The following is a 24,454-nucleotide window of genomic DNA, read 5'->3' on the forward strand; positions in this document are numbered from 1 at the left end:
CCTCGACCGCGCACTCGCGGCGGACGACGAGGGTCAGACCTCGCCGGCGCGCACCCGGGCCAGCCACGTCTCCGCGTCGGCGAACGCCGCGTCCGACGACGTGTCCCCCACCGGCCGGTTGTCCCGGCCGTCGGCACGCGGGTAGGAGCCGAGGAAGCGGACGTCGTCGCACATCCGGTGCAGGGCGGCCAGCGCCTCCCCCACCCGCGGGTCGGCGACGTGCCCCTCGCAGTCGAGGGAGAACGAGTAGACGCCGAGCCGCTGCCGGGTCGGGCGCGACTCGATGCGGGTCAGGCTGATGCCGCGGACGGCGAACTCCTGCAGCAGCTCCAGCAGGGCGCCGGTGCGGTCCCCGACGACGGCCGTCAGCGAGGTCTTGTCGTTGCCGGTCGGCGCGGGCAGCGGACCGGGGGCCTGCACCAGCACGAACCGGGTGACGGCGCCCGCGTGGTCGGCGATGTCGTCGAAGAGGGCCTCCAGCCCGTAGCGGTCGGCCGCGATCGCCGCGCACACCGCGGCGTCCACCTGCCCGGCGGCCACCGCGGCCGCGGCCGCCGCCGTGGACGTCGTGGGCAGCGGGGTGACCCCGGGCAGCAGGTCGCGGAGCCGCCCGACGGTCTGCGCGAGGGCGTGCGGGTGGCTGGCGACCGACCGGACGTCGGCGAGCGCGGTCCCGGGGCGGACGGCGAGGACGAACGCCACGTCGAGGAAGACCTCGCGGGTGATCACCAGCGGCTCGCCGTCGGCCAGGCCGTCCATGGTCGCGGGCACCGAGCCCTCGACGGAGTTCTCCAGGGGGACCAGCGCGGCGTCGGCGTCCCCCGACCGGACGGCGCCCAGCGCCGCCGCGACACTCGGCTGGGGGTCCCGCCGTCCCTCCGGAGTGGCGATCGCCCTGCTCAGCGCGGCTTCGGCGAAGGTACCCTCGGGCCCGAGATAGGCGAACCGCGTCGGAGACGGACTGGGTGGCATCCCGGGCATCCGACGAGGGTAGTGCGCACGGAACGAGGCGGTCGCCCCACCCGGGACACGGGTGCGGGGGCCGGCAGCACCGGCCCCCCGTGGCCGCCTACCCCGGAGTGGAGGGATGCGTGACCCCCGGTCCGGCCCGTGTCGCCCCCGGCGCGCTCCAGGCCGTGCTGTGGCGGCTGCTCGACGCCAGCGACCGGGAGGACCCCGCGGCCTTCCTCGCGCTCGTCGACGCCGCCGGCGACGCCTTCGCCGGGAACGGGGAGCCGACGTGGACCGCGTGGCGGCACGCAACGGACGCCCGGCGGGCCATGCTCGACGGGGACGAGGACGGCCGGGCGGCCGGGGTCGCCGCCGCGCGGGAGCTGCTGGACGAGTGCCCGGTGTCGTCGGAGACCGCCCTGCTGGTGGCCTACCTCGCCCACATCGAGATGGCCACCGACCACCTCGACCACGCGATGCTGCTGTCGGTCGACGCCAGCCTGCTCACCGACGGCCCCTCCGCGCAGCCGTCCCGCGCCCTGCTGCAGGCGCACCGCTGGCTGTCCATGACGCTGTCGGGGCTGGACCTGGAGGAGCTCGCCGTCGCGCACGCCGTGCGCGGCTTCCAGGTGGCCGCCGCGCTGCCCGACGTCGGTGACCGCGGGCGGCTGCTGCTGCTGACCGCCCGGCAGCACGTGGAGCTCGCCCAGACCCTGCGCCGCCGGGGCGAGACCGACCGCGCCGCCGAGCTGGCCCGCGAGGCGATCGCCCGCGCGACCGAGGCCCGGGCGCTGGACTGGGCGGCCGAGCAGGCCGAGACCGACCTGCTGGACGTGGTGCACGGCTGGGCGCTCATGTGCAGCGGCGACCTCGACGCCGCGGTCGGCCCGCTGCGCCGCGTCCGCCGCTCGCTGCAGCGCGAGGGCGGCCTCTGGCTGCGCGGCTACACCGACCAGGTGCTCGCCCGGCTGCTCGCCGCCCTGGCCCGGCGGGACGGGGACACCGCGGTGGGCGAGGAGGCGATCGACCTGCTGGTCGACGCCTCCGGGGCCTTCGCGGCGACCGGGGACCGCCGCCGCTACCGGCAGAGCCTGCTCGAGCTCGGCCAGGACTACGCCGACCTGGGGCGCCCGGCCGAGGCCCTGCACTGGCTGATGGCCTACCGCGCCGACACCGGCCGCTCGCACGCCCGCGGCCGGCAGCTGTGGGCGGAGATGTTCGTCCGCCGCAGCCGGCTGCGCGAGGCCGAGCGCCAGGCGGCGATGCTGCGCCGGCACGCCCTCGAGGACCCGCTCACCGGCCTGGGGAACCGGCGCAGCGCGGAGCGGCGGCTCGGCGCGCTGCGGTTGGGCGAGGAGCCCCTGTCGCTGGCGGTCGTCGACGTCGACCGGTTCAAGGAGGTCAACGACGACACCTCGCACACCCACGGCGACGCCGTCCTCCGCCGGGTGGCCGACCTGCTGCGCGAGCACAGCCGCACCGGCGACGAGGTCTACCGCTGGGCCGGCGACGAGTTCCTCGTCGTGCTGCCGACGGCGACCGAGGCGCAGGCCGTCGTGGTGATGGAGCGGCTGCGGACCGCCGTCGCCGAGGCCGACTGGACCGATCTGCGGCTGTCCGGGCCGGTGACGGTGAGCATCGGGGTGGCCACCGCCCCCGCGGTGCCCGACGGGCAGCCGGGCACCGTCGTCGGCTGGCGGGCGCTGTTCGACACCGCGGACCTCCACCTCTTCTCGGCCAAGCGGCTGGGCCGCAACCGGGTGCGCGCGCACGGCCCCGCCGACGCGGCTCCCGCGGACCGCGGGGCGAGCGCGTGAGCGTTCCGCACGCGTGGGACGGGAGGGACGCGACGGACGACGGGCGGCGCGTCTCCAGTGACCTCCTCGACACGCTGCGTAACGACATGCACAGTGCGCTCGTGCCCCCGGGAGCCCTGCACCACCGGGTGACCGCCGCCCTCAGCAACTGGCAGCTCGACGACGCCGAGCAGCTGCTCGCCGGGGTCGAGCGCGATCCCTCGCCCTACGTCGCCGCCGCTCCGGCCGCCGACGCGCCCGACGACGCTCCCGCGTCCCTCGGCCGGGCGTGGGCGGACACCCTGCGCGCCGAGCTCCTGGTCCGCCGGCTGCGCGTCGCCGGCTTCACCCTGGTCGGCGACCCGGTCTCCCCCGATCCGTCCGGCACACCGCCCGAGCCCGCCCTCGACCTGCACGCCGGCGTCGCGGAGCTGATCGACGGCACCGGCCCGGCCGACGGCGCGGCGGCCGACCCGCGGTCGGAGTCGGCCTCCCGTGCGGCCCTCGCGATCGCGCTGGTCCGCTCGGCCAAGGCCGCCTTCGACGCCGCCGACGACGACCTGCAGCGCGCCGCGGGCCTCGCCCGGCACGCCCGCATCGAGCTGCTGTCCCGGCGCATCGACGCCGCCATGGACGAGGCGGTCGAGGCGGCCAGCCTGCTCGACCCGGCGCTGCCGCCGACCACGCTGCTGGTCGACACGCTCGGCACCCTCGCCGGCGTCCTCGCCGACCTGGAGCTCATGCCCCTCGCGCTGGACTACCAGCGCCGGGCGCACGAGACCGCGCAGGCCGCCGCCGCCGACCCGGCCGTCCTGGGCCCGGAGGACCCCGACCCGGACGTGCTGGTCGCCGTCGCCGCCACCCGGCTCGGCGAGCTGTGCGCCGAGCTGGGCGAGGGCCTGCTCGACGACGGCGCCCCCGAGTCGGCCGCCCCCTACTTCGCCGAGGCGCGGCAGCTGGCCGAGCAGGCGCTGGTCCAGCTGCCGCCGGACGCCGCGGGCGTCGTCCCGGCCCAGGTCGTGCACGGCTGGGCGCTGGTCGGCCTGGGCGAGCAGGCCGCCGCGACGGGGCCGCTGCGCGCCGCCGTCCGGCTGTCCGCGGCCGCCGCCGACCGGGACCGGCTCGCCTCGGCGCAGCTGGCCCTGGGCCGCGCGCTGCGCCGCCAGGGCGACGGCCGGGCCGGCGACGAGCACCTGGTCGCCGCGCTGGACCTGGCCACCGAGCACGGCCTCCCCCGGCTGCGCCGGGCCGCCCTGCGGGAGCTGTGCACGCTGCACGCGGACCTCGACGACGCCGGGCGGGCGCTGCCGTACCTGCAGGCCTACCTCACCGACGAGCTGGACCGGGTCGACGAGCGGCGCACCCGCTGGGTGGAGCTGTTCGGCCGGCGCAAGAGCCTGCTGGAGACCGAGCGCGCCGCCGGGCAGCTGCGCCGGCAGGCCTACGAGGACCCGCTCACCCACCTGCCCAACCGGCGCTACGCCGAGGCACGGCTGGACGGCCTGCTGGCCGCGGGCGACGTGCCGGCGCTGGCCGTCGTCGACGTCGACCGGTTCAAGTCGATCAACGACGCCATCGGCCACCCGGGCGGCGACGCCGTGCTGCGCGCCATCGGCGAGCTGCTGGTCGCCGGCGTGCGCGACACCGACGAGGTGTGCCGCTGGGCCGGCGACGAGTTCGTGATCCTGCTGCCCGAGACGACCTCCGAGCAGGCCGAGCGGGCGCTGGAGCGGATCCGCGCCTCGGTGGCCCGCTACCCGTGGTCCGAGCTCGGCCTCGACGTCCCGGTGACGATCAGCGCCGGCATCGCCTCGGCGACCCGCGGCGACGACCGCAAGACGCTGTTCGCCGCCGCCGACGGCGTGCTCTACGACGCCAAGCGCAGCGGCCGCGACCGCGTGGTCCGGCTCTCCGCCCTGACCCAGACCCGGGTCGACCCGGTCGTCGGCGCCCCGGCGGCAGCCGGTCCCGCCGCCGTCGTACCGGTGCCCGACGAGCCGGTGGACGACGTCGTCCGCGCCGTCACCGCCGTGCGCGAGGAGGCCGCCGGCTTCGCCTCGCTGCTGGGGTTCCCGCACCCGCCGCTGGGCACCGCGCGGCCCGGCGAACCGCTGCTCGGGCCGGTCCCGGCCCCCGCGGAGCCGGCCGCCCCAGAGCCGACGGCGCTGCCGGTCCCGCCGGCCGGCGCGGTCGAGCCGGAGGTCGTCTGGGCCACCGGCCGCACCACCGAGCAGGTGCTCGACCTGGTCCGCCAGGCGCGCCGCGCGCACCCGGACCGCCCGGCGCTGGTCCTGCGCGCCACTGCCGAGACCCTGGTGGCGCTCGCGACCGAGCACGACGGCGCCACCACGATGGACGTCGCGGCCATGGCGGCGGCGGTCGGCCCGGTGCCCGAGCCGCTCGGCCGCACGACGGTGCTGTGCGCGGGCGGCGCCGACGCCCCGGTGGCCGCCGAGGTGGCGTTCGTCGCCCGGATGGCCGGCACCGAGGTCGTGCGGATCGACGACCTCGCCGGCCGCACCCGCCGGCTGCTCGAGGAGCGGTCGCTGTTCGAGGGGGTCGACTGCCTGGTCGTCGTGGCCGGGATGGACGCCTCGCTGGCGACGGTCGCCGGCTCGCTCACCGACGTCCCGGTGATCGCCGTGCCCACCTCGGCCGCGCAGCCCAGCGCGCTCGGCGGCCTGGGCGCGCTGATGACGATGCTCAACTCGAGCGTGCCCGGCGTGGCCGTGAGCACCATCGACAACGGCTACGCGGCCGGGGTGTTCGCCGCCCGCGTGGCCCGCCGCAGCTCCCGCGGCTGACACTCCCCGGGCCGTCGGCGATCAGCCCTGGGCACCGGCCCACTCGGCCAGCCGGCGCTCGGCCTCGGCCGGGCTGACGTCCTCGACCCGCGTCATGATCGCCCAGCGGTGGCCGAACGGGTCGCGGACCGAGGCGAAGCGGTCGCCGGTGACGAAGGTGGCCGGTGCCTCGCGCACGATCGCCCCCCGCTCGACGGCGGCCGCGAACACCGCGTCGACGTCGGCGACGTAGATGCAGGTGGAGCGGCTCACCCGGTCGGCATCCCGCGACGGCGCCGCCAGGCCGTACGCCTCGTTCGGGTCGGACAGCTGCAGCCGGCCGTCGGGGAACTGGAGCTCGGCGTGCAGCACCGTGCCGCCGGGGCCGTCCATCCGGCTCGCGACCGTGGCGCCGAGGACGTCGCAGTAGAACGCGATCGCGTCGGCGGCCGGCGTGCAGACGAGGAACGGGGTGAGGGTGCTGAAGCCCGGCGGCTTCCAGGTCGTGGACATGCCGGGGATCGTCCCTACGCTGCCGGGATGGCGTCTTGGACGAATGCGACAGCGGTCGAGCCGACCCTGCGCGGCGTGCTCCGCCCGGCCGAGACCGGCCAGGTGGCCGGCCTGCGCCGCGACGCCACCGTCGCCCCCGCGCTGGAGCCGTTCGTGGAGCGGTACTGGTCGGTGCGCTGGGACCGCGCCGGGCTGCCGCCGTTCCGCTCCGACGTGCTCAGCCACCCCAGCGTCAACGTGGCGGTGGAGTCCGGCAGCGCGCCGCGCTTCGGCTTCCCGCTGCCCGCCGTGCTCGTGCACGGGGTGGTCTCCCGGCGCTTCTCGGTGGAGCTGTCCGGGGTGGGCCGGGTGACGGCGGTGAAGTTCCGGCCCGGCGGGTTCACCGCCTTCACCGGCGCGCTGCCCGCCCGGGACGCCGTGGCGCCGCTGGGGGAGGAGCTCGGGGCCGCCCCCGGGCGGCTGGTGCGCGACGTGCTCGCCGAGGAGGACGACGCCGCCCGGAACGCGCTGCTCGACGCGGCGCTCGCCGCGCACGCCCCCGAGCCGGATCGGGCCTACCTGGACCTGCGGGCGCTGATCGACCGCATGGTCACCGACCGCGAGCTGGTCCGGGTGGAGCAGGTGGCGGCGCTCGCCGGGACCGGCGTCCGTTCGCTGCAGCGGCTGTTCGCCCGCTACGTGGGGCTGAGCCCGAAGGCCGTCCTCGCCCGGTACCGGCTGCAGGACGCCGCGGCGCTGATCGACGCCGGGGCGGTGGACGACCTCGCCGGGCTCGCCGCCTCGCTCGGCTGGTTCGACCAGGCGCACTTCAGCCGCGAGTTCTCCGCCGTCGTCGGCCAGACCCCGTCGGCCTACCTGCGGCGTGCCCGCGCTGCCGGCCAGCGCTGAGCGCCCGCGCCCAGGCCGCCGACCACCACCGGCGCGACGGCCAGCACCAGGAGGGCCACCGCGAAGATCCCGTCCACCGCCCAGGCGAGGAAGACCAGCAGCGAGGCCAGCTCCGTGCCGGCGCCGGCCACCGAGGTGACGGTCGCCCGGTACGGGCCGCTGATCCGCCGCTGCAGCTCCGCCTCGGCGGCCACCAGCACGGCCAGGTACAGCCCGTACGCCGCGGCCAGCAGGGCCAGCGCCACCCCCGGCGGCGCTCCTCGGATGAGCAGCAGGCCGGCGCCCGAGGCCGCCAGCAGCACGGCCAGGGTGCCCGCCCGCGGCCGGTCCACCCGGCCGCCGAGCGCGGCGCCGGCCGCCCCCGCGAGCGCGACGGCGAGCACGGCTGCCGGGACGGCGGCCGGAGGCACCCCGCGCTCGACGGCCAGCACCGGGAAGAACTCCTCCATCCCGTCCAGCCCGCCCACCAGCGCCACGGCCACGACGGCGACGAGCAGGGCCGGACGGCGCACCGCCAGGACCAGCCCGGTGCGCAGCGAGCCCTCCTCGGGCTCGCCGGCGGGCCGCGGCTCGGGGAAGCGCAGCGCCAGCGCGGCGGCGGCCAGGCAGGCGAGGACGCTGACCCAGCCGACGAGCCGGTAGCCGCCGAGGGCGTACAGGCCGGTCGCCGCGAGCGCCGTCGGCACCTGCACCAGCAGCTCGGCCGCCGTCATGGCGCCGTTGACCCGGGCGAAGCTCTCCGCCGCCCCGACGTCGGCCAGCCCGTCGTGGACCAGCGCCTCGGCGGCGCCCGAGGTGCAGGCCCCGCCCACGCCCCAGATCACGAAGCCGGCCAGGAACGCACCGAAGGAGGGCAGCGCCGTCCAGAGCGCGAACGCCGCGGCCTGCAGGCACCCGCCCAGCACGAGCGACCCCCGGCGCGACCACATGTCGGCCAGCAGGCCGGCAGGCACCTCGGCCAGCAGCGCCGTCAGGGACCAGGCGGCGAACAGCAGCGACAGCTGGGCGTCGGAGAGCCCGGTGTCGAGGAAGAGCAGCGCGTAGAGCGGGTAGAGCGGCACCAGCTCCGAGAGCGCGGCCCATCCCACGGCCAGCCGGGCCAGGGCCCGGGCCGGGGGCGGTACGGAGCGGGATCAATGTCGGCGCATGGCCGGGACGGTACCGGTGCCGGGCGCCGTCCGCAGCGGGTTTCCCGGCGGGTCGACGCCGGGGTCTCTTGACCCGTGAGGGGGAACCTGTTCCGGTACGTCTCAATGCGGCGGGGCATCCGGCCGTTGCGGATCTGGTCGGACCAGCCTGGCCCGTCCACCCCGGAAGGACGCACCGATGACCGGCACGACCGAACTGGGTCCTGCGGGACCCCGACCGGATCTGCCGGCGCCCGGATCACCCCTCCCCGGCATGGACGCCGACCCGGAGCTCGACGGCCTGGTCCGGGTGGCGGCCGCCATCCCGGGCCTGCGGTACGCAACGGTGATCACCATGGACAGCCCGGTCCTCCGGGCGATCTCCCTCCACGGCCGCAGCCCGGTCTCCTGGCCCCGGGACGCCTCGGTGAGCGCGGTGCTGGCCGCCCGCGGCCCCGGCGTGCACACCGTCGACGACCTGTCGGCCGAACCGGAGTTCGCCTTCAGCGCCTGGGTGGACGGCAGCCGTGCCCGTCTGCGGGGCTTCGCGTACGCACCGGTGGTGCAGGACGGCGCCACCGTGGCAGCGCTGGTCGTCTTCGACGACGAACCGCACCGGTTCACCGCCGACGAGCGCGACCGGCTCGCCGACCTAGCGGCGCTGGTCGCCTCGCTGTTCCGCGCGCGGCGGCAGGCCCGCGAGCTGGCCGACCTCGCCGCCGCCACCCAGATCGCGCACCAGGAGCTGGCCCGGTCCGCGGCCTTCACCCGCGCGTTGCTCGAGGTGCTCCCGGTCGGGGTCGTCGGCGGCGACCGCGACGGGCGGGTGGCGCTGTTCAACGCGGCCAGCCGCCGGTGGCACGGCATCGACGCCGACCCGGCGATCGCCCCGGCGGACTTCCCCGCCTCCTTCCGGCTCACCGACCCCGACGGCCGCACGCTGCTCCCCTCCGAGGTGCCGCTGACCCGCGTCCACGCCGAGGGCCGGATCGACGACGTCGAGATAGGCATCGACGGACCGGAGGGGCTGCGGCGGGTCGCCTCGTCGGGCGTGCAGGTGCGCGACGACGCCGGCGAGCTGCTCGGGGCGGTCGTGACCCTCTCCGACGTCACCGCGCAGCGGGCGCTGGAGGACGCGTTGCGCGAGGCAGCCCTGCACGACCCGCTGACCGGGCTGCCCAACCGCAACCTGCTGCTCGACCGGCTGGAGCAGACGCTCGCGGCCGCGGGTCGCGCGCGGCAGGCCATGGCGGTGCTCTACTGCGACCTGGACGGGTTCAAGCCGGTCAACGACACGGCCGGCCACGCCGCCGGCGACGAGGTGCTGGTCGACGCCGCCCGGCGGCTGGCGGCCTCCGTGCGGCCGGGCGACACCGTGGCGCGGATCGGCGGCGACGAGTTCGTCGTCCTCTGCCCGGAGGTCGGGTCCGAGCGCGCCGCGCAGGTGATCGCCGACCGGATCGCCGGAGCCTTCGGCGCCCCGCTGCGGCGGTCGTCCGGCGACGAGCACCAGGTGGGCATCAGCATCGGGATCACGATGTGCAGCCCGGAGGACACCGCCGACTCCGCACTGGCCGCCGCCGACGCCGCGATGTACCGGGTCAAGGCCGCCCGCCGCAGCGGCCGGGTGCCCGGCCCCCGCGCCCCGGGTGAGACGGCGGCCACCTCCGACGTCGGCTGCGGCTGAGCTCTCCACCGCCGCGTGCGGGCACCCCGGCGGCGGTCGCTACCGTTGCCCGTCGACAGCGACTGCCCGAGCCCCGCCCGGCAGTGCCGAGCGAGGAGTGCCATCCGTGATCTGGTCGGTCGTCCTGACCGCGTTCGTCCTGGTGCTGCCGGTGGAGCTGCCCGACAAGACGCTGTTCGCCAGCCTCGTGCTCGCCACCCGGTTCCCGCCGCTGCCGGTCTTCGTCGGCGTCGGCACGGCGTTCGGCCTCCAGGTGGCGATCGCCGTCACCGCCGGCTCGCTGCTCTCGCTGCTGCCCCAGGCCCTGGTCACCGGCGTGGTGGCGCTGCTGTTCCTGGTCGGGGCGATCATCCTGTGGCGCAGCGCGACCAGCGGCGCGGAAGACGGCGGCGAGGCCGCCGACACCCGCGAGCAGACGTCGTTCCTGCGCGCCGCCGCCATCTCCTTCGGCGTGCTCTTCGCCGCCGAGTGGGGTGACCTCTCCCAGCTCGCGACGGCCGGGCTGGCAGCCCGTTACGACGCCCCGCTGTCGGTGTTCGTCGGGTCCTGGGCCGCGCTGCTCGTCGTCTCGGGGCTGGCGGTGTTCCTCGGCAAGAAGCTCGCCGACCGGCTGCCGATCCCGCTGATCCGGCGGGTCGCCGCCGGGCTGTTCCTCGTCTTCGCCGTCGTGGCGGTCGTGGAGACCGTGCGCGCGCTCGGCTGAGGCCGTCGGCCCGGGGTCAGCGCAGCGCCGGGATCCAGTCGGCCAGCGCGCGGCCGATCTCGTGGGGCGAGTCCTCCGGGACGAAGTGGCTGCCCGCGACGGTGACCTCGGTGAGCGCCGGCCAGCCCCGCACCAGCTCCCGCTGGCGGCCGATCAGGATCGACCCGGGGTCGGCGTCGATGAACAACTTCGGGACGTCGCTGCCCGCCAGCCAGGCCCCGTACCGCTCCACCCGCTGCACCACGGCCGCGGGCTCGCCCTCGATCGGGAGCTGGCGCGGCCACTCGAGGGTCGGCCAGCGGTCCTCGCGCCGGGCGAAGGGGGCGCGGTAGCGGTCGTGCGCCTCGGGCGTGAGCCCGCGGGCCACGGACGCCGGCAGGATCTTCTCGACGAAGACGTTCTTGTCCAGCACCGCGGCCTCGCCGTCGGGCCCGCGCATGAGCTGGAAGATGTTGCGGGCGCCCGGCGGCCAGTCGTCCCAGGTCACCGGCGCCACGATCGCCTCGGTGAACGCGATGCCGCGGACCGCGTCGGGGTGGCGGGCGGCCCAGTCGAAGCCGAGGCCGGAGCCCCAGTCGTGCAGCACCAGCGTGACGCGGTCGGTGACCCCCACCGCCGCGAGGAACGCCTCCAGGTACGTGGCGTGCGTGGCGAAGTCGTAGGTGCCCGCGCCGGGATCGGGCAGCTTGTCCGACTCCCCCATGCCGATCAGGTCGGGGGCCAGGCAGCGCCCGAGGTGCTGGACGTGCGGGATGACGTTGCGCCACAGGTAGGACGACGTCGGGTTGCCGTGCAGGAAGACGATCGGATCCCCCTCGCCGACCTCCACGTAGGCCATCTCGACGCCCTCCACCGGCACGCGCCGGCGGGCGAACGGGTCCTCGGGGGAGACGTCGTCGGCCATGCCGCGATCCTTCCACGGGGCCGCCGGGCGCCGCCCGGCGGCGGACCGGCCCGGGGCGGTGTCAGGCCGGGGCGGCGTCGGGGCCGGTCAGCAGGGCCAACCGCCCGACCAGCTGCGCGAGCTGGGTGTCGAAGGCCGGCCACGGCACGTCCGGGGCGGCCGCCCGGAGGGTCACCATCCCGTGCAGCGCCGTCCACAGCAGGTTCGCGTCCGCCTGCGGGTCCCGGCTGCCCGAGCGGCCGGCGGCGACGCAGGCGCCGACGCCCTCGACCAGCAGCCCGAACGCCCGCGCGCCGCCGGCCACCCGCCTGGGCCCGAACATCGCCCGGTAGCGGCCGGGGGCGGCCAGTCCGGCGCGCACGTAGGCCCGGCACCCGGCGACCAGCCGGGCGGCGGGGTCGGTCTCCCGGTCGACGGCCTCGGTGACGGCTGCCCCCAGCGCCGCGAACCCCTCGTCGAGGACGGCGTCGACCAGCGCGCCCAGATCGGCGAAGTGGCCGTAGACCGCCGGGGCGCTCACGCCCGCCTCCCGTGCGACGGCGCGCAGGCTCACCCCGTCCGGCGAGCCGGCCCGCTCGACGAGCCGGGCGGCGGCGGCGATCAGCTCGGCGCGGAGGTCTCGGGCGGGCACGCAATCTACTTTACATGTGTTAACCGGCGGGCCTACGCTGCTTAACGCCTGTAAAGCACTCGATCCGGAGGACACCGTGCCGCTGATCCCCGACCTGCCCTGGACCGCCGACCGCATCGGCGACGGTCCCGGCGTCGTCGTCACCACGTCCCTGCACCTGCGCCGGCTGCGCGACGTGCCCGCGTTCTTCCGCGCCTCGATGGCCATCCGCTCGCAGACGATCCACAGCACCGGCGCACGCTCGCTGGTGCTGCGGGCGGAGCCGCTGGCCCGGCGCTTCACCACCGTCTCCTGGTGGGACGACGAGGCCGCCGTCCGGGCCTTCGCCGTCGCGGAGCCGCACCGCTCGGCCATGCGCCGGTGGCGGCCGGCCCTGGTCGGGTTCGGGTACGCCGAGCAGGCCGGGGTCGCCGGCGAGGTGCCGACCGTGGACCGGTCCCCCGCGACGCCCTAGGTTCCGCGGCATGGAGTTCCGGACGACGGTCACGCTCAGCGGGAAGACGGCGACCGGCCTGCAGGTGCCCGACGACGTCGTCGCGGCCCTCGATGCGGGCCGGCGACCACCGGTGGTGGTGACGGTCGGCGGGCACACCTACCGGACCACGGTGGCGCCGATGGGCGGGGCCTCCTGGATCCCGCTGTCCGCCGAGCACCGGACGGCCGCCGGCGTCGCGGCCGGCGACGAGGTGACCGTCGTCGTCGAGCCCGATACCGCCCCGCGCGAGGTGACGCTGCCCGACGACCTCTCCGCCGCGATGGACGACGCCGCTCGGTCGTTCTTCGCCGGCCTCGCGCCCAGCCACCGGAAGGAGTGGGTGCGCTGGGTGGAGGAGGCGAAGAAGCCCGGGACCCGGGCGGCGCGGATCGAGAAGACCGTCGAGTCGCTGCGCGCCGGGAAGAAGACCCGGTGAAGGCGCTTGACCCTGACGCGACGTCAGGCTGTTGCCTTCTCCCTGTCAGAGGAGGGGAGGACCCGGTGAACGGTGGGATGAGCGTCGGCGACACCGCCGCGCTGGCCGGCGTCACGGTGCGCACGCTGCACCACTACGACCGGATCGGCCTGCTGTCGCCGTCCGGGCGGACGGCCGCCGGCTACCGGCAGTACGCGCCGGCCGACCTGGAGCGGCTGCACCAGGTGCTGCTCTACCGCGAGCTCGGGTTCCCCCTCGAGGAGGTCGCGACCCTGCTGGACGACGCGTCCGCCGATCCCGCCGAGCACCTGCGCCGGCAGCACCGGCTGCTGCGGGACCGGCTGGAGCGGACGCAGGCGATGGTCGCGGCCGTCGAGAAGGAGATGGAGGCACGAGCCATGGGGATCTCACTGACCCCGGAGGAGCGGTTCGAGGTGTTCGGCGACTGGCTGCCCGAGGAGTACGCGGCCGAGGCCGAGGAGAAGTGGGGCGGGACCGACGCCTGGGCGCAGTCCCAGCAGCGGACCCGCGCCATGACGAAAGAGGACTGGCTGCGGGTCAAGGCCGAGGGCGACGACGTCGAGCGCCGGTTCGCCGGGGCGCTGGCCGCGGGCGTCGCGCCCGCGTCGGAGCAGGCGATGGACCTCGCCGAGGAGCACCGGCAGCAGATCAGCCGGAACTTTTACGACTGCTCGCCGGAGATGCACGCCGGCCTCGGGCGGATGTACGTGGAGGACGAGCGCTTCACCGCGTACTACGAGCGGATCGCGCCCGGCCTGGCGCAGTACGTGAGCACCGCCGTCCAGGCCAACGCGGCCCGCCAGGGCTGATGCTCCGGGGGTGTTCCTCCTGCTCTGCCGGTCCTGCCGCACCGGCGGGGCGGGAGGAACACCCCGGGAGCAGGTCGCGGCAGGTCAGCCGCGGGTGACCAGGCCCTCGGACACCAGCCAGTCCAGCGCGACGTCGGCCGGCTGCTCGCCGCCGACGTCGACGCGGCTGTTGAGCTCGATCATCACCTCGTCGGTGAGCCGCGGGCTGATCTGCGCGAAGACGTCTGCGATCCCCGGGTTCGCCTCGAGGACGTCGGTCAGCACCACCGGGGCGGCGTTGTAGGCCGGGAAGTAGCCCAGGTCGTCCTCCAGCACGGTGAGGTCCAGCGCCGCGATCCGCCCGTCGGTGGTGAAGACCTCGCCGAAGTTGCACGCCCCGTCGTCGGTCGCCGTGTACACCGCACCGGTGTCCAGGACGCTGACGTTGTCCCGTGGCACGCCCTGGGGATCACCCAGCGGGATGCCGTACAGCTCGAGCATCGGCTCGAACCCGTCGCCCCGGGTGGCGAACTCCGACTCCACGCAGAACGTCCGCTCCTCCACCGGCAGGGCGGCGATGTCCGAGAGGCTGTCGACCCCGCCCAGCTCGGCGACCGCCTCGGAGCGGACCGCGAAGGCGTACGTGTTGTTCAGCGGCGCCGGCGGCAGCCAGGTGAGCCCGTTGGCCGCGTCGGCATCCCGCACCGCCTCGTACTGCTCCTCCCGGTCGGGGATGCCCTCGGGCATCCCCAGGTAGTTCAGCCACCCGGTGCCGGTGTACTCCCACTGCACCTCGACCTCGCCGCCGAGCATCGCGGCCCGGGCCGGCGCGGCACCAGGGATGCCGCTGCGGTCGACGACGTCGTAGCCGGCGACCTGCAGGGCGATCACGGCGATCTTGCCGAGGATCAGCGCCTCGGTGAAGTTCTTGGTGCCGACGACGACCTCGGCGCCCTCGTCGGCGATCGGCTCGATCGCGCCCGGCTCCGCCTCCGGCGTGAACGTGTTGGCGCTCTCCAGGCCGCAGCCGGCCACCAGCGCGGTGGACACCAGGACCGCCGCAGCGGCGAACGGTGTGCGCATCACAGCCCCTTCGGCCGGGCGACGTGCTCGACGACCCGGCCGAGCCAGTCGACGGCCAGCGCCAGCAGCGCCACGAGCACCGCCCCGCTGATGAGCAGCGAGTCCAGCGACAGGGTGATCCCGGTGTTGATCAGCACGCCCAGCCCGCCGCCGTCGATGAAGGTGGCCAGCGTCGCGGTGCCGACGAGCAGCACGAGGGCGGTGCGCACCCCGGCGAGCAGCACGGGCACGGCCAGCGGCAGCTCCACGCGCAGCAGCACCGCCCGGCCGCTCATCCCCATGCCGCGCCCGGCCTCGACCAGGCGCGCGTCGACGCCCTGGATGCCGACGATGGTGTTGCGCAGCACCGGCAGCGCCGCGTAGATCACCAGCCCGACGACGGTCGTGCCGAAACCGAACCCCAGCCAGGTGGCCAGCAGGACCAGCAGCCCGATCGCGGGGGCGGCCTGCCCGGTGTTGGCGATCCCGATGACCAGCGGGCTGAGCCGGCGCAGCCTCGGCCGGGTCAGCGCGATGCCCAGCGGGATCGCGATCAGCAGCACGATCACCGCCGCGACGACGGTCAGCAGCAGGTGCTCGCGGATGCTGTTCCCGAGCACCTCCCCGCCGAGCTGCCGCGCCTCGGTGTCGCTGAGGTCGGCGGTGAACCGCCAGACGAGGAAGGCGACGACGCCGAGGAGCACCAGCGCCGGCTGCAGCAGCAGCGCGCGCCAGCCGGCGTCCCCGGACGCGGATGCGTCGGCCTGCCGGGCGGTCTCCTCCGGGGGGCCCTCCGGCGCGCCGTCGGCGCGCACCTCGGTGGCGGCGGTCATCCGGCGGCCGCCGTGCGGGTCCGCTGGATGGCGGCCATCACCGTCTCCACCGCCATCACCCCGGCCAGGGCCTCGCGCCGGCCGGTGACCACGACCCCACCCTGGCTGGCCGCCAGCATGGTGTCCAGCGCGTCGTTGAGGGTGGACCGCAGGTCGACGACCGGGAGCCGCTCGTCGACCGCGTGCGGCACCGTCGCCGTCCGGGCGAGCTCCGCCACGGTCGGCCAGCTGATCGGCCGGCCGCGGTCGTCCACCACCACGACGAAGCCGTCGCCGGCGGCCTGCGCCGCGGCCACCGCCTCGGCCGACGGCGAGCCCGCGACCGCCGTCGTCACCTGCACGAGGTCGACGTCGCCGACGCGGGTGAGGGTGAGCTGCTTGAGCGTGGCGCCCGCGCCGACGAAGTCGGCCACGTACTCCTCGGCCGGCTCGGCCAGGATCCGCTCGGGGGTGTCGTACTGCACCACCCGCGCACCGGCGTCGAAGACGACGATCTTGTCGCCGAGCTTCACCGCCTCGTCGAAGTCGTGGGTGACGAAGACGATCGTCTTACCCAGCTCCTCCTGGATCCGCAGCAGCTCGTCCTGCAGGCGCTGGCGGGTGATCGGGTCGACGGCGCCGAACGGCTCGTCCATCAGGAGCACCGGCGGGTCCGCGGCCAGGGCGCGGGCCACCCCGACGCGCTGCTGCTGGCCGCCGGAGAGCTCCCGCGGGTAGCGGTCGCGGTAGACGGCCGGGTCCAGCCCCACCAGCTCCAGCAGCTCGTCGATCCGGGCGGCGGTGCGCTCCTTGTCCCACTTCAGCATCCGGGGGACCATCCCGACGTTCGTCCCGACGGTCATGTGCGGGAACAGCCCGCCCGCCTGGATCACGTAGCCGATCCGCCGGCGCAGCTGGTCGGCGTCCTGGTCGGTGACGTCCTCGTCGCCCAGGTGGATCCGCCCGCCGCTGGGCTCGATCAGCCGGTTGAGCATCTTCAGCAGCGTGGTCTTCCCGCAGCCGGACGGGCCGACGAACATCACCGTCTCCCCCGCCGCGATCTCCAGGGAGACGTCGTCGACGGCCGGCTGGTCCTGCCCGGGGTAGCGCTTGGTGACGCCCTCCAGCCGGATCGCCACCCCGCTGATGTGCCGGCCGTCGTCGCCCACCGCTCCGGCCGGAGGTGCGGATGCTGTGTCAGACACGGATCCCCCTGGGGGTGGTGAGCCGACCCGCCAGCACGAGCAGCAGGTCGAGGACGAGCGCGAGCAGGACGATCGCGATCGTCCCGGTGAGCGCGGAGTTGAGGGCGTTGGCGCCGCCCAGCCGGGACAGCCCGGAGAAGATGAAGCCGCCGAGCCCGGGCCCGAGCACGTAGGCGGCGATGGCGGCGATGCCCATGACCATCTGCGTGGAGACTCGGACCCCGGCGAGGATGACCGGCCAGGCCAGCGGCAGCTCCACCCGCATCAGCGTCGCCGCGCGGGTCATGCCGATGCCCCGTGCCGACTCCACGGTGGCCCGGTCCACTCCCGCGAGGCCCACCACCGCGTTCCGCAGGACGGGCAGCGCCGCGTAGAAGGTCACGGCGATGACCGCGGGCGTGATGCCGAACCCGAACGGCGCCAGCAGGATGCCCAGCAGGGCGAAGGCGGGGATGGTGAGCCCCACCGCCGACAGGCCGTTGGCCAGGGAGGTCGCCTTCGGGCTGCGGTACACCAGCACGGCCACCGCGACGCCGATCAGCGAGCCCAGCAGGACGCACTGGACGACGAGGCTGACGTGCTGGACGGCCTGGAAGGCGATGAGATCGGCACGTTCGGTCACGTACTCCCACATCGCGGCAACGCCTTCCCACCCGACGCCGTCGTCGGGGTCTCGTCGTCGTTCGTCGTCCGGGCCACGGATCGTGCGCCGGGTGGAGCACCGCACGGTGGCGGACGCGCACCGGCGGCCGGTTGGACCTGACCACGGTAGCGGCTGCGGCTCCCGGGGGCGCCCGGAGAGGCGGGCGGTCCTCGCATCCGGCGGCGGTGCGTCCGGCTCGGGACCCGGCGCGCACGGGAGAGGCGGCACCGGTCATCCTGGGACGGGTGAGGGCCATATGGGTGTGGCTGCACCGCCCGGCCGCACAGCGGGGGGTCCGCGCCGCCGTCGCCGCGGGGCTGGCCTGGCAGGTGGCCGTGATGCTGCCGCCGCTGCTGTCGGAGTACGCCTACTACGCCCCGCTCGGCGCGGTCATCGCCGTCCACCCGACGATCGCCGACTCGGCGAGCGCGGCGTGGCGGAGCGTCCTCGCGATGCTGATGGGCTTCGCCCTGGCCTACGCCGTCTACGAGCTGACGCCCGCGGTCCCGGACGCCCTGACGATCGCGCTCATCGTCGCCCTGGCCATCGGGGTCGAGCAGTGGCGGCGCCTGCTGCGGGACCAGGCGGCCTGGGTCAGCTTCGCCGCGGTCCTCATGATCACCGTGGGGGCGGGGCAGCCGGGGCCCTACGTGCTGCGGTACGCCGGCCTGACCCTGATCGGGGCGGCCATCGGCGTCCTGGTCACCGCCGTGCTCTTCCCGCCGCTGCAGCTCACCCAGGCCGTCGACCGGATAGCCGGCACCCGCGCCCTCCTCGCCGAGCACCTGCGGGACATGGCCGGGACCCTGCGCGACGGGCAGGTGCCCGACCCGGCCGAGTGGACCGAGCGCAACCGCCGGCTGGACCGCGCGCTGGACCGGATGCGCGCCGCCGAGCACCAGGTCGAGCGCGCCCGCCTGGCCAATCCGCGGGCCCGCCGCTGGAAGGGGCGCGCCGAGGGCATCCGGGACGAGTCCCGCGCGGTCGACCGCGTCGCCGTCCTCGTCGACGACCTCACGTCGCTGGTCGTCGAGTTCCACCCGCACCGGCGCGGCATCGACCACGCCGACGCCGGGACCGGCTGGGTGCTCGCGGAGACCCTGGACGGGCTCGCCGGCGTGCTGGGCGCCGGGGAGGGGACGGCGCCCGGCGAGCGCGACGCCCGGATCGCCCGCGCCGTCGACGCGCTGCACCGGCTGGTCGGTCTCGTCCGGACCAGCACGGTCTCCGACGACGAGGGTTTCTTCGCCCTCGGCGCGGTGGCTGTCGGGGTCCGCCGCAGCCTGGCCGCGCTCGGCGCCCAGGAGGGCCTGCGGGCCGCGGCGTGAGCCTCAGACGCGGATGAGCAGCTCGCCGTGCAGCATGCCGAGCCAGCCGTCGTCGGCGTCGGCCCAGCGCAGCCAGGCGTCGGCGATGCCCCGCAGCTCCGCCGGCGTCGCCAGGCCGGCCGCCAGCGCCTGCTCGGCGAAGGCCGACGCCGTGGCCCGGCCGGCCCACGACCGCCCCCACCACCGCCGCTCGTCCGGCGTCGCGTAGCAGTAGGTGCCGGCCGACGCCCTCGTGTCGCGCAGCCCGGCCGCGTGCGCCCAGGCGAGCAGCCGGCGGCCGGCGTCGGGCTCGGCGCCGTTCCGGCGGGCCACCCGGCCGTACAGCGCCAGCCAGCGGTCGAGCCCGGCGTCGGCCGGGAACCAGGTGGTGGCCGCGTAGTCGACGTCGCGCACCGCGATCAGCCCGCCCGGCCGGCAGACCCGCGCCATCTCGCGCAGCGCGGCGACCGGGTCGGTGAGGTGCTGCAGCACCTGGTGGGCGTGCACGACGTCGAACGAGGCGTCCGGCAGGTCGAGGGCGTAGCAGTCGCCGACGGCGAAGGTCGCCGCGACGCCGGCGCGGGCGGCGGACGCCCGGGCCTCGTCGAGCGGGTCCGGGGAGACGTCGAGGCCCAGCACCCGGCCGGGCGCCACCCGCGCGGCGAGGTCTGCGGTGATCGTCCCGGGGCCGCACCCGACGTCGAGCAGGTCCAGCCCGGGCCGCAGCGACGGGAGCAGGTGGGCCGCGGAGTTCTCCGCGGTGCGCCAGCGGTGCGACTGCAGCACCGGCTCGGCGTGGCCGTGCGTGTAGGTGTCCACGGCGACAGTCCTACTCCGCCGTCCCACTCTTCGGAACAGTGTTCCCACTTGTTGGGATGGACGGCCACTCCGGGGGTCGAGTTCGCCCTCCCCGGGGCCTGCAGGACCCGCAGAGCGCGAGCAGCACTCCGGGAGCGCAGGAGAGCCGGTCAGCCCTTCTCGGCGAGCACCTGCTCGGCCACCGGCACCGCGCGCTCGCGGTCGCCGGGGACCAGGCCGATGCGGGTGCGCCGGTCCAGCAGGTCCGCGACGGTGCGCGCTCCCTCGTGCCGGACGGCGAACCGCAGCTCGCCCACCGTCTCGGGGCGGCCGGCCACCACCGCCGCCGGGCCCAGCGCCTCGACCGCCGGCGCCTCGGTGCCGTAGCGGGCGACCAGCCGCGCGGGCGCCGGCACCCGGACCAGCGCGAGGTGCGGCGCCGCCCCGACCAGCGGCAGCCGCGCGGTGACCGACCGCGCCGCGCCCCGGCCGAGCCGGGCGACCACGGCGTCTCCCGCCTCCTCCGCCATCGCGCGGTAGGTGGTCAGCTTCCCGCCGACGACGGAGAGGACCGGTCCGTCCCACCTCAGCAGGTGCTTGCGGGAGAGGTCGGCCGTGGCGTCGCCCGGTCCGGTCCCAGCCGACCCGGGCAGCACCAGCGGCCGGTAGCCGGCGTAGGCGCCGACCAGGTCCGCGCCGGTCAGCGGCTCCGCGAGCACCTGGTTCACCGTGCCGAGCAGCTGCTGCACCTCGGCGTCGGACGGCGCGGCGTCGTCGTCGGGCACCGGGCCCTCCACCGGCTCGTCGGTCAGCCCGAGGTGGACCAGCCCGCCGGGCTGCGGCAGCGCGAAGACGTACCGGGACCGCGAGCCGGGCAACGGCACGGTCAGCGCCGCCGACGGCGAGCCCAGCCGCACGCCCGGCAGCACCAGGTGCGAGCCGCGGGAGGGCACCAGCCGGATCCCCGGGGCCAGCCGCTGCGCCCACACCCCGGTCGCGTTCACCACCGCCCCGGCCCGCACGGTCAGCGGCCCCTCGGCGGTGGTCACGTGCACCTCGGCGCCGTCGACGCCGGTCACCGTCGCGCCGGTCAGCACCCGCGCCCCGTGCGCGGCCGCGGTGCGGGCCAGGGCGACGACGAGCCGCGCGTCGTCGGTCAGCTGCCCGTCCCAGAACACGACGCCGCCGCGGCCGGGCCGCACCCCCGGGGTCAGCCGCCCGACGTCGGACGCCGTCACCCGCCGGGTCGAGGGCAGCGACCGGCGCCCGCCGGGCACCGAGGCGCGCACCGCGTCGCCGAGCCGGCCCCCCAGCCCGGCCAGCGCGGTGACGTCGCGGCCGGCCGCGTCGGGCACCAGGAACGGCAGCGGGCGCACCAGGTGCGGCGCCGTCGCCCCCATCAGGACGGCGCGCTCGCGGGCGCTCTCCCGCGCCAGCCCGATCTCCCCGCGGGCCAGGTAGCGCAGGCCGCCGTGCACCAGCTTCGACGACCACCGGCTGGTGCCGGCCGCCAGGTCGGTCCGCTCGCAGAGCAGCACCGAGAGGCCGCGCGACGCGGCGTCCAGGGCCACCCCGGCACCGGTTACCCCACCGCCGACCACCACGACGTCGACGGCCGAGGCGGCGGCCTCCGCCAGGTCGCGGGCGCGGCGCGCGGGCGACAGCGAGCCGATCACCTGGTCCCCCGGCGCTGCGGCACCGGCAGACTGTAGCCGTGCCCGAGCAGCCGGAACTGACGATCCAGGGCTGGGGTCCGCGCCCCACCTCCCCCGGGGACGAGGGCCTCGACGGCGCCCTGCCCAAGGCCGCCCGCCGGTACCTCGGCCGCGAGCTGGGCTGGGAACCGCGGTCCACGCCGCCCGCACCGGTCGACGAGATCGCCCTGCCCCCCTGCCGGCTGCCCGAGGAGTCGCGCGCGGCGCTGGCCGACCTGCTCGGCGAGGACGCGGTGCACACCGACCGCGGGTCGCGGCTGCGGCACGCGGGCGGCAAGAGCTACCTCGACCTGCTCCGCCGCCGGGAGGGCGATGCCTCCGACGCCCCAGACGGCGTGGTGCTGCCGGGCACGACCGAGGAGACCGCCGCGCTGCTGACCCTGTGCGGGGAGCGCGGCATCGTCGTCGTGCCGTTCGGGGGCGGGACGAGCGTGGTGGGCGGCCTGGCCGGGGTGGACGCCGACGACCGGCCGACGATCGCCGTCGACCTGGGCCGCATGGCGTCGGTGCAGTCCCTCGACGTGCCGTCGTCGCTGGTCACCGTCGGGCCCGGGATGCGCGGCCCCGCGCTGGAGCAGGCGCTCGACCGCAACGGCCTGACCTTCGGCCACCTCCCGCAGAGCTGGGAGTTCGCCACCGTCGGCGGCTACGCGGCCACCCGCTCGGCCGGGCAGTCCTCCACCGGGGTCGGCCGGTTCGACGACCTGGTCGCCGGCCTCACGCTGGCCACGCCGTCCGGGGTGCTCGAACTCGGGCACCCGCCCGCCTCGGCCGCCGGCCCCGACCTGCTCGGCCTCGCGCTGGGCTCGGAGGGCACCCTCGGCGTCATCACCGAGCTGACCCTGCGCGTCCGGCCGAAGCCGACGGCCAGCTCCTACGAGGGCTGGTCCTTCCGCACCTGGCCGGCCGGCCTGGCCGCGCTGCAGGCGCTGGCCCGGCACGACCTGCTGCCCGACGTCGTCCGGCTCTCCGACGCCGACGAGACCCGCGCCAACCTGCTGATGGCCTCGGGCGCCGGGGCGAAGGCGCTGCGCGGGAACCTGCGCGCCCGCGGGCACGGCGACGGCTGCCTGCTCGTCGTCGGCTGGGAGGGCGTCCCCGACGTGGTGCGGGCCCGGATGCGGGCGGCGGCCTCGCTGCTGCGCGACGGCGGCGCGATCCGGCTCGGCCGCCGGGTCGGCCAGTCCTGGCGCCGGCACCGCTTCGAGGCGCCGTACCTGCGCGACCGGCTGATGGACCACGGCCTGCTGGTCGAGACACTGGAGACGGCGGCCACCTGGACGGCGCTGCCCACCGTCTACGACGCCACCCGCAGCGCGCTGCGGGAGGCGCTCACCCGCAGCGGGCACCGGCCGCTGGTGCTCGGCCACCTCTCGCACGGCTACCCGACCGGCGCCTCGCTGTACCTGACGGTGATCGCCGACCGGGACGACGCGCTGCCCATCCAGCAGTGGCTCGCCGCCAAGCGGGCGGCGACCGACGCACTGCTGGCCGCCGGCGGCACGCTCACCCACCACCACGCCGTCGGCGCCGACCACCGCCCCTGGCTGGAGCGCGAGGTGGGGACGCTCGGCGTCGAGGTGCTGCGCGCGGTCAAGCAGCAGCTGGACCCGCAGGGCATCTGCAACCCCGGCGTCCTCCTCCCCGACTGACCGCGCGGGTACCGCAGTGCGGTCGCGGGCACCGCGCTGCAGGCCGGTACCGCCACCACACCGCGGTACCCGCGGCGCAGGGCTCAGAAGGCGTGGCCGAAGGAGAAGGTGCGGCCGGGGTCGACCGCCGCCTTCACCGCGGCCAGCCGCTCGTGGACGCCGGGCGGGTAGGCCGCGGCCACCTCCTCGGGGCCCGAGACGTCCCCGAGGAAGTTGATCATCGAGCCGCGCGCCCGCCACGGGGCCAGCGCGCCCAGCACGCCGCGCCCGACGGCCGGCACCACCTCGGCGAGCTCCGGCACGCCGGGCCCCAGGACCAGCATCGACCAGGCGCCGTCCCGTCCCGGTACCGCGTTCGGCACGCGCGGCTGCCGGGCCAGCGCACCGCCCATCAGCCGGAGCTCGACCATGATCAGCGGGATCTGCGCCTGCGGGCCGGCGACGGCCACGAGCGCGTCGATCCCCTCCTCGGTCAGCTCGCCGAGCAGCTGGCCCTTCTCCCACGACGGCATGGGGTCGACCGGGTCCATGTGGATCGAGTCCGTCTCGTCGGTCCGGATCGGCCCGATGAAGCCGAGCAGGACCCTCCCCGCCGCCTTCATCGGGGCCACCAGCCGCTCACCCTCGTCGGCGTCGGTGCCGCTGTAGGCGTAACGGAGGTGCACGGCGGTCCGGCCGCGCAGCGGCGGCGGCACGAACTCGGCGTCCGGCAGCCGGAGGATGGCGATCGAGGTGCTGACCTCCTCGGGCAGGGTCGGCGACCACCGCCGGAAGGCGTGCAGGACGGCGGCCGTGTCCTCACCGGCGAAGAAGATGCCGCCGGCGTGCAGGCCGGTGAGCGGGACCAGGTCCATCTCCAGCGCGGTGACGACGCCGAAGTTCCCCTTGCCGCCTCGGACCGCCCAGAACAGCTCCGGCTCGGAGTCGGCGGACAGCAGGCGCTGCCGGCCGTCGGCCGTGACGATCTCCACCGCGCGGACGTGGTCGGCGGCGAAGCCGTGCTTGCGGCCGAGCGAGCCGAGCCCTCCGCCGAGGGTGTAGCCGACGACGCCGACGTCGGAGGAGGAGCCGCACAAACCGGCCAGGCCGAACTCGGCGGCAGCCTCCATGACGCGCCTCCACCTCACGCCGGCCTCGACACGCACGGTGCGCCGCTCGGGGTCGATGACCATGCCCTGCATCCGGCGGGTGGTGATCATCATCGACCCGGCGGCGTTGCGCACCGGCCCGTGGCCGGTGGCCTGGACGGCGACGCCCAGTCCGTGCGCGACGGCCCACGAGACGGCGGCGGCGACGTCCGCGGCGCAGGTGGCGCCGACCGCGATCGCCGGGGTGTGCTGGACCGCGACGTTCCAGGTGGCCACCTCGGCGGCCAGGCCGTCGTCGCCGGCGGCGTAGACCGGGCCGTGCACGAGGCCGCGCAGCCGGTCGACGTCGGCTGCCGGGATCGCCGGTACGAGGCTGTCGACGGCCGCCGCGTCCAGCAGGACGACGGGCTGCTCGAGCTCGTGGGACCGCTCGGTGAGAGACATGCGGGTTTCCTCTGGGGTGCCGCGG

22 protein-coding genes are annotated in these 24,454 nt (G+C 76.3%); 10 read left to right on the top strand and 12 right to left on the bottom strand.

Annotated features, from left to right (window positions below):
* Positions 1-33 precede the first annotated feature (33 nt).
* Positions 34-972, bottom strand: a complete 939-nt coding sequence (pheA, locus tag O2W17_RS08495; RefSeq protein ID WP_269191960.1) for a prephenate dehydratase — start codon at positions 970-972, stop codon at positions 34-36.
* 119 nt (positions 973-1,091) lie between these two features.
* On the opposite strand from pheA, the gene O2W17_RS08500 reads away from it, so the two are divergent.
* Both O2W17_RS08500 and O2W17_RS08505 read left to right on the top strand, forming a co-directional pair.
* Entirely contained in the window at positions 1,092-2,768 is a 1,677-nt protein-coding gene (locus O2W17_RS08500) for a GGDEF domain-containing protein (protein ID WP_269191961.1), read from the top strand.
* 101 nt (positions 2,769-2,869) lie between these two features.
* Positions 2,870-5,551, top strand: coding sequence for a diguanylate cyclase domain-containing protein (locus tag O2W17_RS08505; RefSeq protein ID WP_269191962.1), 2,682 nt, complete (start codon positions 2,870-2,872; stop codon positions 5,549-5,551).
* 21 nt (positions 5,552-5,572) lie between these two features.
* Here O2W17_RS08505 and O2W17_RS08510 read toward each other — a convergent pair whose 3' ends face one another.
* On the bottom strand, positions 5,573-6,043 hold the full coding sequence (locus O2W17_RS08510) for a VOC family protein (RefSeq protein ID WP_269191963.1): 471 nt from the start codon (positions 6,041-6,043) through the stop codon (positions 5,573-5,575).
* A gap of 27 nt (positions 6,044-6,070) precedes the next feature.
* Between O2W17_RS08510 and O2W17_RS08515 the strand changes: the two genes are divergently transcribed.
* Positions 6,071-6,931 (top strand): helix-turn-helix domain-containing protein, encoded by an 861-nt coding sequence (locus tag O2W17_RS08515; RefSeq protein WP_269191964.1) that lies wholly within the window; start codon positions 6,071-6,073, stop codon positions 6,929-6,931.
* On the opposite strand, the gene O2W17_RS08520 is transcribed toward O2W17_RS08515, so the two are convergent.
* Complete coding sequence (locus tag O2W17_RS08520; protein ID WP_269191965.1) at positions 6,895-8,019, bottom strand: MFS transporter; 1,125 nt, start codon at positions 8,017-8,019, stop codon at positions 6,895-6,897. The two genes, O2W17_RS08515 and O2W17_RS08520, sit on opposite strands and share 37 nt — an antisense overlap.
* A 313-nt stretch (positions 8,020-8,332) precedes the next feature.
* On the opposite strand from O2W17_RS08520, the gene O2W17_RS08525 reads away from it, so the two are divergent.
* Positions 8,333-9,745: a diguanylate cyclase domain-containing protein gene (locus tag O2W17_RS08525; protein ID WP_269191966.1), complete on the top strand. Its 1,413-nt coding sequence runs from the start codon at positions 8,333-8,335 to the stop codon at positions 9,743-9,745.
* A gap of 106 nt (positions 9,746-9,851) precedes the next feature.
* Positions 9,852-10,448, top strand: coding sequence for a TMEM165/GDT1 family protein (locus O2W17_RS08530; protein WP_269191967.1), 597 nt, complete (start codon positions 9,852-9,854; stop codon positions 10,446-10,448).
* Positions 10,449-10,464: 16 nt separating this feature from the next.
* Here O2W17_RS08530 and O2W17_RS08535 read toward each other — a convergent pair whose 3' ends face one another.
* Together O2W17_RS08535 and O2W17_RS08540 are read right to left on the bottom strand one after the other, a co-directional pair.
* Positions 10,465-11,352 (bottom strand): haloalkane dehalogenase, encoded by an 888-nt coding sequence (locus O2W17_RS08535; protein WP_269191968.1) that lies wholly within the window; start codon positions 11,350-11,352, stop codon positions 10,465-10,467.
* A 61-nt stretch (positions 11,353-11,413) separates the two neighbouring features.
* A complete protein-coding gene (locus O2W17_RS08540) occupies positions 11,414-11,983 on the bottom strand; it encodes a TetR/AcrR family transcriptional regulator (RefSeq protein WP_269191969.1) in 570 nt (189 codons plus the stop codon).
* A gap of 76 nt (positions 11,984-12,059) precedes the next feature.
* Between O2W17_RS08540 and O2W17_RS08545 the strand changes: the two genes are divergently transcribed.
* The 3 genes from O2W17_RS08545 to O2W17_RS08555 all read left to right on the top strand — a co-directional run bounded on the left by O2W17_RS08545 (position 12,060) and on the right by O2W17_RS08555 (position 13,724).
* Entirely contained in the window at positions 12,060-12,437 is a 378-nt protein-coding gene (locus O2W17_RS08545; protein ID WP_269191970.1) for a hypothetical protein, read from the top strand.
* Positions 12,438-12,447: 10 nt separating this feature from the next.
* Positions 12,448-12,894, top strand: a complete 447-nt coding sequence (locus O2W17_RS08550) for a YdeI/OmpD-associated family protein (protein ID WP_269191971.1) — start codon at positions 12,448-12,450, stop codon at positions 12,892-12,894.
* A gap of 65 nt (positions 12,895-12,959) precedes the next feature.
* Positions 12,960-13,724 carry a MerR family transcriptional regulator gene (locus O2W17_RS08555; protein ID WP_269191972.1) on the top strand — a complete coding sequence of 255 codons (765 nt, stop codon included), beginning with the start codon at positions 12,960-12,962 and terminating at the stop codon, positions 13,722-13,724.
* Positions 13,725-13,808: 84 nt separating this feature from the next.
* Here O2W17_RS08555 and O2W17_RS08560 read toward each other — a convergent pair whose 3' ends face one another.
* Genes O2W17_RS08560 through O2W17_RS08575 form a run of 4 tightly spaced genes read right to left on the bottom strand, consistent with a single transcriptional unit; the run spans position 13,809 to position 17,404 of the window.
* Positions 13,809-14,786, bottom strand: coding sequence for a glycine betaine ABC transporter substrate-binding protein (locus O2W17_RS08560; protein WP_269191973.1), 978 nt, complete (start codon positions 14,784-14,786; stop codon positions 13,809-13,811).
* The gene (locus tag O2W17_RS08565) at positions 14,786-15,598 is read right to left on the bottom strand and encodes an ABC transporter permease (protein WP_269191974.1); all 813 of its coding nucleotides are present in this window, start codon (positions 15,596-15,598) and stop codon (positions 14,786-14,788) included. The genes O2W17_RS08560 and O2W17_RS08565 overlap by 1 nt, the downstream gene beginning before the upstream one ends.
* On the bottom strand, positions 15,595-16,782 hold the full coding sequence (locus O2W17_RS08570) for an ABC transporter ATP-binding protein (RefSeq protein WP_269191975.1): 1,188 nt from the start codon (positions 16,780-16,782) through the stop codon (positions 15,595-15,597). The genes O2W17_RS08565 and O2W17_RS08570 overlap by 4 nt, the downstream gene beginning before the upstream one ends.
* Entirely contained in the window at positions 16,775-17,404 is a 630-nt protein-coding gene (locus O2W17_RS08575) for an ABC transporter permease (protein WP_269191976.1), read from the bottom strand. The genes O2W17_RS08570 and O2W17_RS08575 overlap by 8 nt, the downstream gene beginning before the upstream one ends.
* 266 nt (positions 17,405-17,670) lie before the next feature.
* On the opposite strand from O2W17_RS08575, the gene O2W17_RS08580 reads away from it, so the two are divergent.
* Positions 17,671-18,753: an FUSC family protein gene (locus tag O2W17_RS08580; protein ID WP_269191977.1), complete on the top strand. Its 1,083-nt coding sequence runs from the start codon at positions 17,671-17,673 to the stop codon at positions 18,751-18,753.
* Between the two features lie 3 nt (positions 18,754-18,756).
* Here O2W17_RS08580 and O2W17_RS08585 read toward each other — a convergent pair whose 3' ends face one another.
* The gene (locus tag O2W17_RS08585) at positions 18,757-19,551 is read right to left on the bottom strand and encodes a methyltransferase domain-containing protein (protein ID WP_269191978.1); all 795 of its coding nucleotides are present in this window, start codon (positions 19,549-19,551) and stop codon (positions 18,757-18,759) included.
* A gap of 149 nt (positions 19,552-19,700) precedes the next feature.
* The gene (locus tag O2W17_RS08590) at positions 19,701-21,206 is read right to left on the bottom strand and encodes a glycerol-3-phosphate dehydrogenase/oxidase (RefSeq protein WP_269191979.1); all 1,506 of its coding nucleotides are present in this window, start codon (positions 21,204-21,206) and stop codon (positions 19,701-19,703) included.
* Positions 21,207-21,244: 38 nt separating this feature from the next.
* Between O2W17_RS08590 and O2W17_RS08595 the strand changes: the two genes are divergently transcribed.
* The gene (locus O2W17_RS08595; protein ID WP_269191980.1) at positions 21,245-22,897 is read left to right on the top strand and encodes an FAD-binding oxidoreductase; all 1,653 of its coding nucleotides are present in this window, start codon (positions 21,245-21,247) and stop codon (positions 22,895-22,897) included.
* A gap of 83 nt (positions 22,898-22,980) precedes the next feature.
* Here O2W17_RS08595 and O2W17_RS08600 read toward each other — a convergent pair whose 3' ends face one another.
* Positions 22,981-24,429, bottom strand: coding sequence for an FAD-binding oxidoreductase (locus tag O2W17_RS08600; RefSeq protein WP_269191981.1), 1,449 nt, complete (start codon positions 24,427-24,429; stop codon positions 22,981-22,983).
* Between the last annotated feature and the right edge of the window lie 25 nt (positions 24,430-24,454).

The sequence above is a fragment of the Blastococcus sp. VKM Ac-2987 genome, assembly GCF_026967805.1.
Taxonomy (GTDB): Bacteria; Actinomycetota; Actinomycetes; order Mycobacteriales; family Geodermatophilaceae; genus Blastococcus.

Excerpts from the sequence above, each read along its gene's own strand:
- pheA (WP_269191960.1), bottom strand. The coding sequence starts at position 972 with ATGCCACCCAGTCCGTCTCCGACGCGGTTCGCCTATCTCGGGCCCGAG.
- O2W17_RS08510 (WP_269191963.1), bottom strand. The coding sequence starts at position 6,043 with ATGTCCACGACCTGGAAGCCGCCGGGCTTCAGCACCCTCACCCCGTTC.
- O2W17_RS08565 (WP_269191974.1), bottom strand. The coding sequence starts at position 15,598 with ATGACCGCCGCCACCGAGGTGCGCGCCGACGGCGCGCCGGAGGGCCCC.
- O2W17_RS08525 (WP_269191966.1), top strand. The coding sequence starts at position 8,333 with ATGGACGCCGACCCGGAGCTCGACGGCCTGGTCCGGGTGGCGGCCGCC.
- O2W17_RS08600 (WP_269191981.1), bottom strand. The coding sequence starts at position 24,429 with ATGTCTCTCACCGAGCGGTCCCACGAGCTCGAGCAGCCCGTCGTCCTG.
- O2W17_RS08535 (WP_269191968.1), bottom strand. The coding sequence starts at position 11,352 with ATGGCCGACGACGTCTCCCCCGAGGACCCGTTCGCCCGCCGGCGCGTG.
- O2W17_RS08515 (WP_269191964.1), top strand. The coding sequence starts at position 6,071 with ATGGCGTCTTGGACGAATGCGACAGCGGTCGAGCCGACCCTGCGCGGC.
- O2W17_RS08550 (WP_269191971.1), top strand. The coding sequence starts at position 12,448 with ATGGAGTTCCGGACGACGGTCACGCTCAGCGGGAAGACGGCGACCGGC.
- O2W17_RS08560 (WP_269191973.1), bottom strand. The coding sequence starts at position 14,786 with ATGCGCACACCGTTCGCCGCTGCGGCGGTCCTGGTGTCCACCGCGCTG.